Annotated in this window: 9 protein-coding genes; 7 read left to right on the top strand and 2 right to left on the bottom strand. The window is 35.9% G+C overall.

The features are described 5' to 3' along the window. Positions 1-736: 736 nt before the first annotated feature. From avs1a to ACMA47_RS21915, 3 genes are read left to right on the top strand one after another with little or no spacing between them, the layout of a single operon-like run. Positions 737-1921 carry an AVAST type 1 anti-phage system MBL fold metallo-hydrolase Avs1a gene (gene avs1a / locus ACMA47_RS21925; RefSeq protein ID WP_413931493.1) on the top strand — a complete coding sequence of 395 codons (1185 nt, stop codon included), beginning with the start codon at positions 737-739 and terminating at the stop codon, positions 1919-1921. Continuing rightward, positions 1921-7164 carry a trypsin-like peptidase domain-containing protein gene (locus tag ACMA47_RS21920; protein WP_413931492.1) on the top strand — a complete coding sequence of 1748 codons (5244 nt, stop codon included), beginning with the start codon at positions 1921-1923 and terminating at the stop codon, positions 7162-7164. The genes avs1a and ACMA47_RS21920 overlap by 1 nt, the downstream gene beginning before the upstream one ends. Before the next feature lie 15 nt (positions 7165-7179). Next, a complete protein-coding gene (locus tag ACMA47_RS21915; protein WP_413931491.1) occupies positions 7180-7455 on the top strand; it encodes a hypothetical protein in 276 nt (91 codons plus the stop codon). 66 nt (positions 7456-7521) lie between these two features. Here the strand turns inward: ACMA47_RS21915 and ACMA47_RS21910 are convergent, their stop codons facing one another. Both ACMA47_RS21910 and ACMA47_RS21905 read right to left on the bottom strand, forming a co-directional pair. Then, positions 7522-8394 (bottom strand): hypothetical protein, encoded by an 873-nt coding sequence (locus ACMA47_RS21910; protein ID WP_413931490.1) that lies wholly within the window; start codon positions 8392-8394, stop codon positions 7522-7524. A gap of 116 nt (positions 8395-8510) precedes the next feature. Continuing rightward, entirely contained in the window at positions 8511-9935 is a 1425-nt protein-coding gene (locus ACMA47_RS21905) for a hypothetical protein (protein WP_413931489.1), read from the bottom strand. Positions 9936-10223: 288 nt separating this feature from the next. On the opposite strand from ACMA47_RS21905, the gene ACMA47_RS21900 reads away from it, so the two are divergent. The 4 genes from ACMA47_RS21900 to ACMA47_RS21885 all read left to right on the top strand — a co-directional run bounded on the left by ACMA47_RS21900 (position 10224) and on the right by ACMA47_RS21885 (position 17299). Then, positions 10224-10403, top strand: coding sequence for a hypothetical protein (locus tag ACMA47_RS21900; RefSeq protein WP_413931488.1), 180 nt, complete (start codon positions 10224-10226; stop codon positions 10401-10403). 312 nt (positions 10404-10715) lie between these two features. Then, complete coding sequence (locus ACMA47_RS21895) at positions 10716-11210, top strand: hypothetical protein (RefSeq protein ID WP_413931487.1); 495 nt, start codon at positions 10716-10718, stop codon at positions 11208-11210. 406 nt (positions 11211-11616) lie between these two features. Beyond that, positions 11617-12651, top strand: a complete 1035-nt coding sequence (locus ACMA47_RS21890) for a hypothetical protein (protein WP_413931486.1) — start codon at positions 11617-11619, stop codon at positions 12649-12651. Positions 12652-12964: 313 nt separating this feature from the next. Next, entirely contained in the window at positions 12965-17299 is a 4335-nt protein-coding gene (locus ACMA47_RS21885; protein ID WP_413931485.1) for a hypothetical protein, read from the top strand. The last annotated feature ends 48 nt before the right edge of the window (positions 17300-17347 follow it).

The following is a 17347-nucleotide window of genomic DNA, read 5'->3' as shown; positions in this document are numbered from 1 at the left end:
GCGATAGGGCACGCTATTTTGGAAGCTTCCCAGTTATCTTATTCTATCAGAAAAGAGTCAGGGTAGCTGTGGTGCAATTTGATAAACTGATAATAGTGTCTAATACCGGTATTGAGAATAGCCTTATAAGCTCCATAATTGGTCTGTAGGATGTCCTGAAAAGAAATATTGGAAGATGATAATCTATATAAATCTAGCACTATTACTGATATGGGAATATACAAGACAGATCAAACAGCCATCTATAAAAAAAGGATACAAATTTTCTATGTGAAAAGAAAAATGTAGGAAGATCTGTTGTAGGAAATAGTAAATTCCGTTTAGAAACTGAACATGTTTTGTATCTTAAATTTTTAAAAAACACGAAAGTAGTAACAAGGTAATTAAAAGTTTTCATAACTTTAATATGTCTAGAAATCAGTAAAAGGCAGTCATCAGAGGACGGTTTAAAATTTTTGCTGTCGTCTTAAAAGCTACTATTTCTATACCGGATACGCTGAAAACCGCAAAAGATTAAGCAGCCATAGACAAATAGCCATTTAATGAAACTTCTTATTAGATTTTCAGGAGCAGTAATTTTGCTGTTATTTGCGAATGCTTGTGGAATATTTTTAGATAAGAATTTGGCAAAACGCTAAACCAATCATTCTAAATTCCTATTAATTTGCTGTTTTTAAAAAGATATTCCCTCTTCATCAAGGAAATGATGAAAACAGTTCATAATAAAAATAAATACATGATTAAAGTAGAGACTTTTCCCGCCAATAATGGTGATTGTTTTTTAGTTCATACTCCAGACGGAGTTATACTGATCGATTGTGGATATGTAAATACCTATAAAGACCATCTTAAACCCGTTCTGGAAAAATTGCATGCAGAAGATAAAAAAATTTTAAGATTCATCATTACTCATATTGATGAGGACCACATCCAGGGGGCTTTAACTTTCCTTTCCGACAACGGTGATGCAAAATCACCTAAGGTAATCAGAATTGATCAAATATGGCATAATAGTTATCGGCACTTACAGGTCGATAAGCTAGAAGGAACAATTCAGGAAGATGCTATGGCTTTACTGACATCCACAATAAAGGAAATTGAACATAAAGTAGAAAAGCAGGTAAGTGGACGGCAAGGGAGTTCACTCGCGGGATTGATTTTGAAGAACAACTACAATTGGAATACTGATTTTAGAGAGGCAGCTTGTTCAATTGATTATTTTAGTGAAATTACGGTAAATGAACAAATCAAATTTGAGCTGCTCTCTCCAACTGTCAAAGCTTTAGAAAAGTTGGAAAGACATTGGAGAAAAGAACTTATAAAGCTCGGTTTTCGTGAACAAATCACTAAAGAGGAAATATTTGATGATGCATTTGAATTTATGCTGAAACTTAATAAAGAAGAGCCTAATGAAAATTCTTCGCAGCCTGCTTCTTCCGGCGAGATCGATATTGAGGCATTGAAAAAGAAAGCTGTCATGTTGGATACATCACCGAAAAACGGGAGCTCAATAGCTTTCATCCTGAACGCCTATGGTAAAAAGATGCTCTTTTTGGGAGATGCGATACCTCGCATTATAGATGAGGAGATGGAAAAAAGATGTAAAGATTTAACGGGACCACTGAGATTTGACCTGATAAAGCTTTCGCATCATGGATCATTTGCAAATAACAGTCCAAGCTTATTCGAATTAACAGATTCGAGTCGCTATTTAATTTCCACTAACGGACTTTCAAGCCCCCATCCCGATAAACAGACACTGGCATGGATAATCGGGAGACCTACTGTAGAAACAAGAGAAATATATTTTAATTATGAAAATGAAGGATATAAACTTATGGATAACGAAACATTAAAGAACAAGTACACGTTTCTACCAATATTAGCAGATAAACCCGAAAATCGTAATATTACGCTGTGATGATTAACCACCCAGTACAACTTATAGACGCTGTTTGCCGCATAAAATGTGGAGAAGACCATGGTACAGGTTTTTTTATTTCTCCCGTACTGATAATGACCGCCAATCATACGATCATGGATTTCGACATTGAAGAAACCGAAATACAAATAACTTTACCAGACGGTACGGTCCACACAACGGCTATAGTAGCACAGGACGAGTATCTTGATGTTGCTGTCCTCCAAATTGCCTGCGAAAGAGAAAATGAAACCTTTCTCCCAATTGTACTTGACCATATAAGGTATAATGAAGAATGGTCTACATTTGGATATCCCTTTAACAGATTGGCAACAGGCCAGTTGTTTCAGGGAACGGTGCAAGCTCATGCCCGAAACCTACCATATGACCTCAATTTGGTATCTGTGGAAATTGATCCAAGCACAGATTATAGTGGCCTTTCTGGTGCACCCTTGTTAATCGATGGTAAAGTTAATGGTCTGATAACATGGAGTACTCATAGGGGTTTAGGGGCCGTCAGTGTCAGCAAGATTAGTACTTTTCTAAGCGATAACAATATAGAGTTTCATAGCCAAATTGAACAGTCCTGGTCGCAAGAATTTGATACGGAACTTGAAGGAGTGGTGGAAAATGCTGCGGTAGTTTCCAAGCTGATGGATTCACTGGAAGTAAACGGGAAATATCATTTGCTACACGGATCCCCAGGTTCTGGAAAGAGTATCATTTCTTCGCTTATTGAGCCAAGGTCTCGAGCTAAAAAGATTTTGGGGCGTTATCTGTTAAGGACTCCCGGAGACGATGTCCCAATCTTCGTTAGAGCGTCCAAAGAATATTTTCTACAATGGCTTGAAGATCTATTTAGTAAATATATTACTGGGGAGCCCATGCCCAGATCCGATATGAAATGGAACAACAGATTAGAACGCCTTTTATCTCTGCTCGATAACGTGAATGCACAGTTAGTATCAAAAGGTGAAGCAGCAGTAATTGTGATTGACGGTCTCGATGAGGTTATTTCGATTGACCAGGATGGCTTGAATGGCTTTTTAAGTATGCTGCCAGAACGCTTACCAAGTAATATTTCGATTTTGTTATCTTGTAGTTCTCAGGAAATTCTGCCGGTGTTTATCAGAAGCCAATTAGATGATGAAAACAAAATTGTCGTCACACCGCTCGATCAGACAGTTACCGAAGCTATTTTAAGGCAGGCAAATGAAAGGTTAGCTCTTGGCCTATCCATGACTCAACAGGCACAGCTAGCTAGAAAATCTGAAGGGCATCCGCTTTATTTACATTATATTGTTGAAACAGCAAAGATTATCGAAATCGTAGGCCGTGATGCATGGATTGAGGGATTGCCGACAATTTCGGGGGATATTAAAAATTATTATGAAGCAATCTGGTCGCGATCGTTAAGTGTGGACTCCGACAATTATTGGATCTCGCTTATTGCATCTCAGTTGCGCGAGACGGTTGAAGAACAGGAATTCAAATTGATGCTACCCGACCAGGTACAACATAATTTTCAGGTCCGATTTCCCATTATCAGGCATTTTTTCAAGTTTGGAAGAAAGATAGCAATCTACCACCAGTCTTTTGTAAATTTTATTTCTAGTAAGGGTGGCGGTGACATAAAAAAAGCACACGGTTATATTTCAGTTCATAACGTCCGTTCTGACGGATCTCAATATGCACTTAAAAACTTACTACATCATCTATTACTATCTGAAAATCCATTTCCTTCGATAGGTAGATGTAACCAAAAGTGGGCGGATGATTGTGCATTAATACATATGGAGCCCGATCGTGTGATTGCGGATGTTGAGCGTGTGGAAGAACTCTGTATCGATAAGAGTGTCATCGAAGAACTAGTGCGGATCAAACTGCTTCTCCAAAGATTACGTTTTAGATACAATACAATACTGGCAAAACACGCATTTGAGCTTGCAGATGCCATAATTGAAATGGGCGATGCTGATGCTGCGTTGAAATATATTATTAGGGAAGATATCCTTTTGATTTCGATTGAAGACTCGCTTTATTTTCTACAAAAGCTATTTGATATTGGTGCGGAAAAAGAAGCTTTACAACTTGTGGACGCTGTCAATTTACGGTTTCGAGTATTGCTTGAAAAAAGTGCAGAAACGGGTGGATTAGATATTAGTTTGTTTTATCTTCAACTGAAGTTTAATACAATATGTTTATCTCGTAAAAATTTTCCTACAGCATTGCTGAAGTATATGAAAGGGACTGAAATTTTAAGAGAAATCTCAGACGATGAAGATGAATCAGATGAAGTTCGTGACGTTGCAAGATCAATGAGGACAGATTTAGAACCTTATCAAATAGGTTATGTTGTTTATAGACTTTTGTCTTTTCCTGGCATAGAAGATATGAGTAAATTCTCTGATGGTGTTTATACGGCAGATACTGCTAATGTTTTAGCACGAGCAGCATTATTTTACGAAGACTTTAAGCAGAAATCTGCTAGAGCAACAGAAGACAGTGATGCATTTAAAAGACTTATATCCGATATCGAAACATTGGTTACTGATCATGGTTACAATGAGGATGATATTGATAATTTATTATTCGCTCTCATTAAAGAAACTAAAAAGCCACATCTTTTGGAAGAGATGATCGCAAAGAAACTTACGAAGCCCGTTACGTTTAATTTGCGAGTGCCTAATGGGGTAGATCCAGATCTTGATTCGATCAATATATTTTATCAGGAACAGATTTATCGGGGATATGTAGATAAGAGCGGAGTTTATCCGATATTAGTAAAGCATGGACCAACTACATGGGAGGGATATATTAAGTCTTTGTACGAGCGTTGTGGTTTTTTACAAGGTAAGCTTTATAGAATATATTCTGAAGAGAACTTTGACGCTCTTCCAGCCTTGCAGAAGAAAGCGCAAGAAATATTTGAGGAATTTGACTTTAGTCTGAAAGAAAGGGTACAATTCAACCGTTGCTATCAGCTAATTGAGGATACGGTAGCTTTACTGTATCACCGATTATTATTGGTATTTCTTGAATTAGGAGAAGATTCGGTTAGCTGGTTTATTGAACGGGTCATTAATCCGAAGAATACACAGTTGGGCATGTATACGGAAGGATACCGTAGGACATTATATGAAATTTCTGCGGAACTAGCAAAAAATACCAAGCAGAAACAGCACGCTTTCAAAGTTGTAAGAGTTTTAGAAGACCATGTGTATGATGCGGTTCAAAACAGGTGGGAAAAGATCCCTGAGCTGATTGAAATTATTGGGTTTTATGCAAAGATTGGCGCAAAATCCAGGGCACGGTTTGTTTACCAGCTGATGCTTAATACTTCAATGGGGCCAACTTGGTATAAGGAAGGGCAGTTTGGACTTATCAATTCAGTGCTTCGTAAAATGGATCATGATAAAGCAGATCAACATTATGCAGATTTTGCCGCATATCTCGAATATGCGGCAGGAGAGATGACCTTTCAACGTTATGTACAATCTGCAATGAGCAGGTTTAGTGGAACTTTAGCAAATGCAGGACATTTATCGCGAGCAATTGAGTATTTTAAATTCCAGATATTGCCATCAGCAAAGACAATCTTGGATAATGCAGATACAAGCACTTTAGATGCCCCCACAAAGGGGGACGGATATATCCTTGGTGCACGATCAATAATCGAAGCTGATGCAATGAGTCAATTCCTTTTATCAGTTAAAGGAGATCCATTAATCGTTTTTGCCCTCAGTGAAATTTTTATTTTTAATGAAGATACAGATAGATATATTGACAATTTTACAAAAGTTCAATATCAGGTTTACCAAGATGCATCTCATATTTCGGAAAGCTATGCGCAGGAAATTATAGATAGAATTGCTTGGCTTGTATCTGACAATCGTTTCAGCAAATTTAAAAATCTTTACATAAGATCGCTTTATCGGTCATTCAAGAGTGGTTTAGATAAACTTGAAATTAAGCTACTAAGCTCTGGAGTAGATAAAAGTGACCTACCTGAGATTTTACCGAAAGCCAAAGAAGCCAAAGGTTTTACAAAGGAGGATGACGAAGCAATAGCGAAGCTGGGCGGACCATTTCCAGGTGCTGGTAAAATGAGTAATTATTCGCAGTTACCAGAAGCCATATCAAAAGCTTCGGATGAATTTGCATTGGAAAATATGAGTGAAGGTTTTCAAATACTGGTTGACTGCTTAAAGGTTCTTGCTAATGATGGAAGCGATATTTGGGAAGGCGGAAATCTTACAAAGGATTTAGGCGTTTTATTTGATCTTTTTCGCATCCACGCCTCAGCAGAGGATGCGGTCACATTATTAAAACCTTTTATTATAAATCACTTAAGTGATGACTGGTATGTAGTCAGTTTTCTTTTAGGGCTATTGAGTGACAAGCTCGATGCCGATATAAAGGAAACAATAATTATTTATGTTAAAGAACATATAGAATACATTATCCGATCTGAGGGTGGTTTTAAAGCAAAATATGAGTGGTTATCTTCACCAATTAGTTCACAGGGTAATATTGATGAACAGTTAGTGCAATTTTTAGTCTGGTTGTTAAACCACCCTTTTTCCACAGTAAGGAAAAAAGTTGGTGATACACTGGTGTGGCTGAGCACAAAGAAAGGTTCATTGATAGTTTCTTCGCTAATAAAAGATTCTCTAGCAAATGATTCTGATTTATCCAAAGAATACTCAGGTTATCTATTAAAAGAAATGAGCACAACACTTTCACAGGAAATATGGAACTGCTTAAGGAATGATAAGGATGTACAGACTGATATTTTGGGACTAGATCATACCATGCTTCAAATATACTGGCGAGAAATACTTGAAAATTGCGGGGAAGAAGATGAAGAGTTACAAGAACTTCGGCAAAGATTTGGAAATTTTTTCCCTACTGACAATTTTGATGGTAGAGACGTTTATATAGAAGACGTGGAACTTTTGCCAGTGCTTGATACATTATATGATCTGAACAATTTAAACTTACTCAATGCCGCCTATATCAATAATTTAAAACTGCAAAGAGAAAGATTAACCTGTGATTTGGGCGACGCTGAGCATCAACGAGTAGAGCGATATATTAGAAGAAGTTTTCTTGAAGAGGAAATTGAAATGGGGCATCATCAATATAAGCTTCATACTGCAGTTAATAAAGCACTATCGGGACGAGTAAGTGTAGGGCAAATCAAGGAGGTTTCAGAGATATTGCAGATTACTGAACTTTAATATAAATAAAAGATAATGAGTATAAAAACACCTAAAAATCGTAAAGAAATCGAACATAATATGTATTTATTGCAAGAAAGAGGTCTGCAGGCCCTTGATTCTAAAGACCAAGATAGAATTGGCAATTTTGCTGCAATGACCTGGCCACATTTGAAAGAGGTGAAAAACCTTCCAAATGGGAGGATTTATTTGCCAACAATTAATGAACAGGCTCGTCTGCAAGGCAATATGGAGAATACAGATCTATGGAAGTTTAGTCAGACGAAGGTTCCCAAGGAAGAAAGTCCGTAGTCCAGAAATAGTCTATGGATTATTTTGAATTAAAAATATTGTAAAGGAGCTTTAGTTCGTTTTTTCCTACTTTAATTTTACCTTGGAAATTTGTATATTATCTATAACCTCAATGCCTAAAAGGTTTTTGGTTATTACATATTTCTCGGGAAGTTTTCCTTCCAGCACCAGAATAACTCGACTGTTTGGAAGATCATTATCAATAATTTGCTTTGCTTCAATTAAATGTTTGTATTTTACACACTGAAAAATTCTCCGCAAAATATCTTCTGGGGGTGAAATATGAGATTTCACTTCAACCCCTATTTTAAGGGATTGATCAATAAATAGTATGTCAATAACATCAGCGGAAGGAAGCACATGTTCGAGTATTCCATCTGGAAGGGAATCCTTAAGACCTAGTACTAAAGGGTTTTTTGAAACAAACTCCTTAAATTTTCTGTGGCTTTCACTTTCACCTCCTGATCGTATTTTGGTTGCTTTATCTAAATCTTTTTGAAGGTCTATGTGTATCGGATCCAAACCAAGAACATTCAAAACTTCCCGCCAGTATGGAAATAAATATATTTCTGCGAGCATAGCATCCAAAAACTCTTTCTGCTGGCTTGGGCTACGAGTGCTGTAATCAGCAATATCGATAAACCAAGAAATTCCGTCGCCTGGAAGGTTTGTTCTTTTGCTGATCGCGATACATTGGATGGCTGGTATTCTGATGTCAGTACTTAAGCCCAGTTCTTTCATTGCACTTCCAATCACACCCAATACATAATTAAGATTTCGTGGATTTGGCATTCCAAGGATTTTAGCAAGGTCGGAATAATAAATTGTCTGACGGGCCTCCACTTGTTTAACTAGGTAGGGTAAAGCTACTCTCGCTCTTGTTTGATATAATTTATTTCCCTCTAAAAAATCGTACTTTCCGACAATTGATGTATTCATTTTACTTTGCTATTTTCAGTTGATGTTTCTATTTGATTAGTTTTAGCTAATCCAAGGAATTTATAATACAATTTTTTTTATAAATCATTGATAGCTAGGGCTATTTGTCAAGACGTTTATTTTCCAAAAATAAAAAAGGATTTTACTGCGTGCAATAGCTTTTGAATCCTATTTTTATTATTTGGTGGGTACAAATATAATTGCAGATGTCCTTCCATAGCGCGTAGTTTTATGTTAACATCAGCGTATTCCCAATGTCTGCCGGGCCAACAGTCTTTTCCAATCTGCTCCAATTCTGGATCAGAGAATTTTCCCAAATTATCTACGTCGTTACCCAAAAGCATCTGTAATTTACTGACAATAACATGTGCTTCCTTGCCGAAAATAGGTAGGGAGTTAGTTGGTAAATGTCTAGTCAGGAGAAGGAATGGACTTTTAGTACTTTTATCGGTAATTATACGTATAACATTAAAGTGGTCGCAGAAAAAGAAAGCGCTGTCATAACGGCTACTCTTAAGGTCGGAAGTGTTGGACGGTGCTAAATTTTTTAATAAATGCAACAATTGATTAAGGAAATCTACTGTTTTGAACTGAAGACATTTTTTGTAAAGGATCAGAAAGTCATCGGCCGACATGGCGATAGTGTTAATATCAAGTTTTTCATAGACGGCATTTGCCTTTTTACAGTTTCTTTGATCCTGAGTAATATAAAAATCACATGAAGACGCAAAAGCTGTATGAAAAGCATCTTCCATGGTATTTCTGAAAGTTTGTTTCCTGCCTCTGTTTATAGAAATTTTATCTTCCTGATACCCGTGCATGTCCAGTGCTATATATTCATTACTTATTTCTGTAAACCAGGGGGAGGCAAACTCATGGGCCGGGCTTTTTGGTTCAGCTAAAATTCCTTTTTTTTTATAAGCTTTATCAATGAGTTCATAGGGGGAAATGCTGTGAAATATTTGGTCTCTTTTTATATCTGCCCCACCTTGAAGATTTTCACGTAAATCTTTATAAGCTGTATTTTTGTTCATTCTTTCAATCATTCCAAAGATTGCCGTCAAAAGTCCAATCTGTGTATAATTGTCCTCAAGTTCGGGGAGAAAACTGCGCATGAGATGAGCTGTTTCAGGGTTTTCGAAGGATTTTTGAAAAACTTTATCGATAGGAGTGTTTTTAAATAACGTAATTGGCTCATTCAATAGTTCCTGTAGATTTTTACTTTCCTCATCAATATTGTCTGAAAGTGGTTCGATACGAAGCACATCTAATAGTTGACTTAGATTGCTATCCTGTATGTATAAATCCCGAGGAGGATTATTTCGAAATACGGTTCTGCCCTCTATATGGAATAAACAATAATTTTGGGTAAGGTTGGAGATAAAATCCAGGTCAGACTCGATATTCTCCATATTTGATTGATCTTGGCTACTCGCAGAAATGTCGCCAAGATGCGAAGATGAATAAGGCTTTAAAAATTTCTCGTTATCTGAAATAATTGAAAAAAAATCACTGTGGTGCCCGTTTTTCATCTGGCTCATTACATTCCAATCTATATAGATCCTGATCATCGTTATTTAAAATTATTCTTCTTGAAAGTTAGGGAATAATCTGTGATATTAAAGATTTCAGGTTAATTATTGTAACTGTAATAATGTGGCTGAGCCATTCACTAAAGATTCCCGAGCTGGATGGATTAGCATCAGTAATCGTAGGATTGCTGCTTGTTTTTGTTTCCTTTACATTGGCAAGAGAAAGCAGAAGTTTGTTGTATCGCGCCTGAAACGAGAAAAAAAATTGCGGAACTCGCAGAAAAAGACTTTACAGTGATGAAGACAAAAAACATTTTATCGGCTTATCAGTTGCCCGAAGAAGTTGTCCTGATGTTGATAAGAGATTTTGAAGATGACCTGGATAAAGAGGAGATCACTGAGGCGATACGCCGTATCCGCACAGACATAAAAAATGAATTTAAACTTGTATATTATGTGATCATACAGCCGGAATAATGCTGCAAATAGAGGTGAAGACTCCTACTGTTGCAGTAATGTTAATTCGTCAATTTGATATTTTAGTGAAAAGTGTTTAAATTAGGTATCAATAATTATTTGCTCGATCGAGCAAACTTTTCATAAAATAGGTTAATAATATGGTAAAACACCCGCTGACTCCCAATCTACGGGTGTTTTTAATATGCAGATAAATTCCGCATTGTTGGTATGAGTTTCGGACATGGATGTCAATTAGTGTACCCACCAAGTTCAGCATAAATCTTTTATATTTTATAAATAAAAGAAGTAAATTGTAATCAAAGATTTATCATGGAAGTAATTTACAATATTAGTATTGAAGTCAGCATCAGTAATATTGAAGCTGGTTTGTTGTATAAATATTTAAAGATGCATCCAGTAGAAAAACAGTATATAAACTACGGATATTTTGCATTTTCTTTTAAGGAGTTTGAACAAAAAAGAGAATTTGATTTGACGCTGACGGTGGAAATTATGGATTCCTGTGTCAGAGTATTAGAAGATCAAGACCTGGGCGATCCCGTTGAGAATCTGCTAAAAAAGGAACTCCTTGAAAAAATCTATAAATGGTCAGCTATACTCTATGGGGAGGAAGATGCTATTGAGGCCTTCCAAACTGATTATTATTTGAATTCGATTGGGCAATTTCAGGAAAACAGTTATTTTAGTTTTGGAAATTATTTGAAGCTTCGGAACCTAAACTGCTCAAATTATAATTTGGCAATGCAAGAGGTATCAATCATTAAAAAATTGAGGAATTTTTTGTTTAATAAATTGTTTAAATAATTCTGATTCTTGGGTCAGATCCAATTTTCAATATAGCTTGGAAAATGAACCTTATGGAGTTATTTGCTACTCTATAAAAAGTGATCACAATGTATTGTCTCAAATGTTATTACAATTTTTAGAGATCCAAAAGGACAAGTAAAAAAAGGGTGCTATACCTCAAATGGAAATAACATCAAAACCAAGCAAAAGCAACTTTTAATCGCGCTTTTACAAGAAAAGGCATATTTTTCATTTAAGAAACCCAATACTTTAGTAACCGAAATAGTATAATTGATGCTACCAAATAGGTTAATCTTATGGCAAGATACCCCATTACCGTCAAACCTTGGGTGTTTTTATTTTACAGGGCACTCACTACCACATTAGGTCCAAAAAAGACATTAAAGTGGCGAAATAGGATGGTATGGTCTCAAAGAAAGATGAAGTATCAAATACTGTTTTTTTAGCTGAGTTATTATTTATATTTTCAACGGAAAAAAATATGTTGGATATAGAGTATATAGAAAATATACTAAAAGGTAAGGATGGATTAGAGTTTCAAAAATGTGGAGCGAATTACCTACGGAAAAAATATGGTGGTGCATTTCAGGAAGTAGCTTCCATGGGACCACTTGGAGATGGTGGAAAAGATGGCTATGTGCTTGAAACCAGAGAATATTTTGCCATGTCAACCTGGTCTGACAATATAGCAACCAAGATAAAGAATGACTATAAGAACTGTATTGACAAAAACCTCGAAGTCAAGAAGTTCATTTTTGTTACCAATCGTAAATTAGGCCCAAAAGAATGTGATGTCATTGATAAACTTAATTTGGGGAACCAAGATATTAAAATTGAAACCCTGAGTCATCGGGATATGGCTAAAGCATTGATTGAATATCCGCAAAGAGAAGTTTTAGCAATACTAGGAAAGCCAGTGTCTTTTTATGATGATAAAACTGTTTATTTTGAAGAATGTAGGGATAGACAGCTAACTTTCACTCTATCGGAATCCATTAAAGATTCAATGCACGTTTACTTAGCGACAATCTTTTTTGTTGCTGTATTTTGCACATCATTTTTCTATGTTAAAGCTGACTGGGCCAAAACCCTATGTTTTATTGTAGTTGCCGCACTGATGTGCTTATATATGCTTTTAAATATCAATAGCCTACGAAAGTATAAATATGCCCATAAAATTTTGTATCTAATGGTTACTGGTAAGCTTCAGACGCAAAATGAGATTTTATTGAATGAAGGAAGCCATTTGACAATCAAACGAAACTCAACATGGAACTTTACGATTAATAAGAGGTCTATAAACTGCATAAAAAGAGGTTGTAGCAGTAAAGTATTTTTATATACGCAAGAAGATGGAACGATGATAGGCCGGTGTGAAAAGGATAAATTAAATCATACATACAGAGTTGATAATAATTTTTACGGTGAATTACTGTGAAATAACTATCGCTAGCCAAATCCCTAAGTCGATTTTAGAGCCAAAAGATTTTGTGCATGAAGCGTATTATTATAAAATTTGTGATCTTAATACAAATTGATTATTGGAATATTAATAAAATAGATGTAAATTTCTGCATCATGCAATTTTTACCTATTTAAGAGTCAAAATATACTATTTGATTATGGCATAAATTTGCCAAATAAGATGCTTAATTTCATTGTGAGTTGATAAATAGTTCTTAATTAAGGAGGTTATAGAAAAAACAAAAGAACTTTTCTCGTGTTGCTGGCAAACCCATGTTATTAAATTTATGATTACAATTGATAAAGTTGACTTCAACAGACTTAAGCCCTATAATGGGAAGGCCACGCAGTGTTTCGAGCACCTATGTTACCAGCTGGCAATCAAAGAATATGGACATTTAGGAACATTTACGGCGATTGACGGTAGCGGAGGAGACGGTGGGGTAGAATTTTATCTCGATCATCATTCTGGCGAAAGATGGGGCTGGCAATGTAAATTTTTTGGTGATACAGGAAGATTAAGTATTGCTAATAGAGACTTAGCTATTTCAAATTCCTTTGAGACAGCAATTAGGAATCATGGAAATTTAACCAAATATTTTGTTTGCCTTAAAACTGATCTTACAACGGAAAGTACTTCGAAAGCGGGAAAATTCAGTAAAGGCGAGAAGAATTGGTTCGATGATGAACTATCGAAAAAAATTCCTGTTGGTCGTGCAATCTCTCTGGAATTTTGGGGAGAATCAAAAATTATTGCATTCTTAAAAGAACCTAAAAACGAAGGTGTACGTAGTTTCTTTTTTGGGGAACTTGAACTAAATCAGGGTTGGTTTACAACAAAGTTTTTTGAAAATTTTGAGAAGGTAAAGGATAAATACGATCCTGAATTGCATGCTATTGATCAGTTCACAAAATCCATAATAGATTGTGTAGTACTTGATCCAAACTATACTAACCTGACGGGAAAGCTTAAAGGTGATCTCCTGCAGGTAGCCAATCAGGTAGGCAAGGAACTACACGACTTTCATAACACTACCATGATCAGCCCCGCGGAGGAAGCTCTGAGAAGAGATTTTTTTTCTGCTTGTAATGAATTTGAAGATCTTGTAAAACAGACTGTTGGTAAAATTGACTTTGTTGATGAATGCTTTAAAAAGTGTGAACCTGAAAAACTAGCGCTATTCAGTACCGAGGATTTACGATCGAAGTGGATCGCTTTCCATACTAAACTTGATGAATTTGATTTTGATGAAACATCAAGGGCATCTAGGGAGTCGCAGAATATCACATCCTTAATGTCAAATTTTTCACAAGACTTCGGACGTTTTTTTAGAAATTATTTTCATGGAAACCAGAGGCAACTGCATTTTATAGGTGATGCAGCCAAAGGTAAAACACATATATCCACTGATATTGCATTTAACAGAATTAAAGAGTCGAAACCAGTAATATTTTTGACAGGTGATAAATTTACTGATGAGACCAGTATCAGCGATACAGTGCGTAAAATTCTAGATATACCGCAAGAATATTCATTTGATGACCTTTTAAATGCTTTGGAAGTTTACGGGTCAATCCATAAAGTAAGGATTCCTATTGTTATAGATGGTCTGAATGAAACGGTGTCAAACAGGCTTTTTTCACCTATCTGGAGGAACCATCTACAAGGATTTATTGCAAAGATTAAACAGACAAAGAATGTCGCTATAATTACCACCTGTCGAGGTTCATATGCTGATAGGATATGGGACGACACTTATAAACCTGAATTTCATAATATAGATGGATTCCGCGATTCCGAAACTATTCATGAAGCGGTTCAAAAATATTTCAAGAAATATAAACTGAAGTCGGATTTATTTTTTGCTTCGATTGATAAATTTGGCGACCCAATCTTTCTTAAAATATTTTGCGAAATAAAGAATCCTAACTGGAAGCATTCTGGTGAAATTGCGGTAAACATTGAAGAGGAGTCATCTTACGATATTTTTAATGAGTATTTGACGCAGATCAACAGGAAAGTGACCAGAAATAAGCCGATCCTTAGAAGCAATGAGAATTTTATTTCTGTATCCCTTAAAAAATTGTCTAATTATCTTTGGGTAAATAATCTGCGGGAGCTGCCGGTAGGGGATTTTTATGCCTTAATTGACGAAAATGATAATTATGAGAAAGATAAATCAAAGGCTGATATACTTCTTGATGAAGGTCTTGTGATAAATCGGGATATTAGAAGTGAAACTGAATATATAAGCTTTACATACGATGTCCTGGCAGGCTATATGATTGCTGAAAATTTAATTACCAATAATGCAGATCTTTCATTTTTTAAAAGCAAAAAATTTATTGGGCAGGTGTTTCTTCCAGAAGGTCAACATCCCCTTTTCGAAGATGTCATAGCTGCACTATGTTTGCTGCTGCCACAGCTAAAAAATAGCACATTTCATCAATTATTACGAAGTGACTGGCTAGTTAAGCTTGCGGATTCTAAGATTTATAATTATCTGCCACGATTCCTGAAAACCAAAGTGACAGACCTGGCTGATTTTTCGGATTTTGTCTTTGATAAATCTTTCCAATCACTTTTTGTATTGCCTGGTCGGCTGGTAAAAACAAGTGATATTGATTTAGTTGCTAAAGTTTTCATGATAAATAATGAAAATAAAGAAATCCTTTTTGATCTCTCTTTTAAAACGATGGGCGATGTAAATCACCCGCTCAATGCGATTTTCCTGAGCACAATTCTAGCCAGATTAAAGATGAATGAGCGTGATATTACCTGGACGGAATACGTAAGGAAGAACAGCTATCAATTGGAGCAGTTTATTTCCGAATTTGAAAATCAATGCCGTAACATCAGCCCTGAATCGGACATAATACTAAGAAAGCAAAAATTAGTTTCGAAAGCAATAGTCTGGTTTTTAACAAGTACCGATCGAGCCTTACGTGATCAGGTCACAAGAGCACTATATTTTTATGGCAGGAAGTTTCCAGAGGAATTCATCGCTTTAGTGGAGGAATCGTTGGGATACAATGACCCATATATCTGGGAGCGCACACTGGCAGCATCTTATGGTATTGTGATGGCTCAATATAACTCTATAGTGGGAGAACACTTCCGAAATAACGTGCTACCTGTATTTTGTAAATCCTTATACGACCTAATCTTTGCCAAAGATGCAAGATTTGGAACTACGCATATTCTAGCCAGAGACTACGCAAGACGAGTTATAGAAATTGGCTTAATTCATCATCCTACTTTATTAAATACAGAACAGCAGCTGAATATTCGACCACCATACACTTTTGGAGGAATAAGAGCATTACAAGAATTCGATTATGGAGAAAACGATTATGGTTATGATCGACCAATGCAAATGGATTTTAGCAATTATACATTAGGACGGATAGTCAATGGAGGTCATGCATATTCCAATCCTGAAGAAAAAATTAAGGTAAGAAAACAAATATATTGGAGGATATATGATTTGGGCTGGAATACAGATATGTTCGGTGCAGTCGAAACTGCTTTAGGAAACGATAATTATTATAATAGTAACAGAAGTAGACAACCCAAAGTCGAGCGGTATGGAAAAAAATATTCATGGATCGCTTATTTTGAAAATGCTGGATTACGGGCAGACCTTGGTTTGTTAGAAAAAGATTGGGACAGGTTTCGACTTTCTGATGCAAATATCGATCCCAGCTTTCCTGAGAAGACAGCAAACGAACCTTTTTTTAAAAATGATTTATTGGGGGACAGGTCAACACCTTTAAACGAATGGTATGAAAACGGAGGAACGCCTATATTTGATGGTTATTTGGAGATCGATGAGATTAATGGAAACCCAGGTCCTTGGGTTTGCTTGGATGGCTTTATTGTACAGGAGGAGATTTCCACAGAGCGAAATAGCTATCTCGTAATTCGAGGAATGGTTATCGAAGACTCGCAATATGATGAAGTCATTAAATTATTAAAAGGTCAAAATTTTTCTCAAATTCAAATTCCGGATAAAAGTGAAAATTATTACTGCTTCGCTGGCGAAATGTATAATATTGATGAAGCTACCTACAGTAATTATGGTGATTTACGATTTGATCTTGAAATTAGGAAAGTGAAGATCAAGAAGGATGAACCGGGTTATTATCAAAACTTAATTTGGTCTGATGACTTCACCGAATCAAATTTACCAGAGGAAATTGAAGTCGAAGTTAATGTAAATAAAGAATTTGAAGTATTAATACCAGTAATGGATTACAATTGGGAAAGTTATCACAGTCCGGTTAATGATGCAGGTCATATCTCAGTTTTAGCAAAGGAAATTGTGAATCATCTGGGACTTATAAGTGAGGCACAGACATTTGACCTATTTGACCAGGATGGAAAATTAGCGGCTATCCACTTAAATAATGCTGAGGATTTTAACAATAATGATAGCTTTGTTTATTTCAGAAAAGACTTGTTTGACCAGTTTCTTGCTGAAACTAGCTCAAAATTTGTTTATACGGTATGGGGAGAACGTGAAGTTCGTTTTAAAACCAATGAAAGGCGGGAGGAATTCTTTAAAACTCATCCTTATAAAAATGATCAGAGATTTAGTTCGGTCATTGAATATGGGTAGGAGGAGAGGAACTTTAAATATTCCTCTCTCTCCACTATTTTTTAGAAG

The sequence above is a fragment of the Chryseobacterium sp. T20 genome, assembly GCF_047345655.1.
Lineage (GTDB): Bacteria > Bacteroidota > Bacteroidia > Flavobacteriales > Weeksellaceae > Chryseobacterium.
This window is presented reverse-complemented; position numbering and strand designations above follow the sequence as displayed.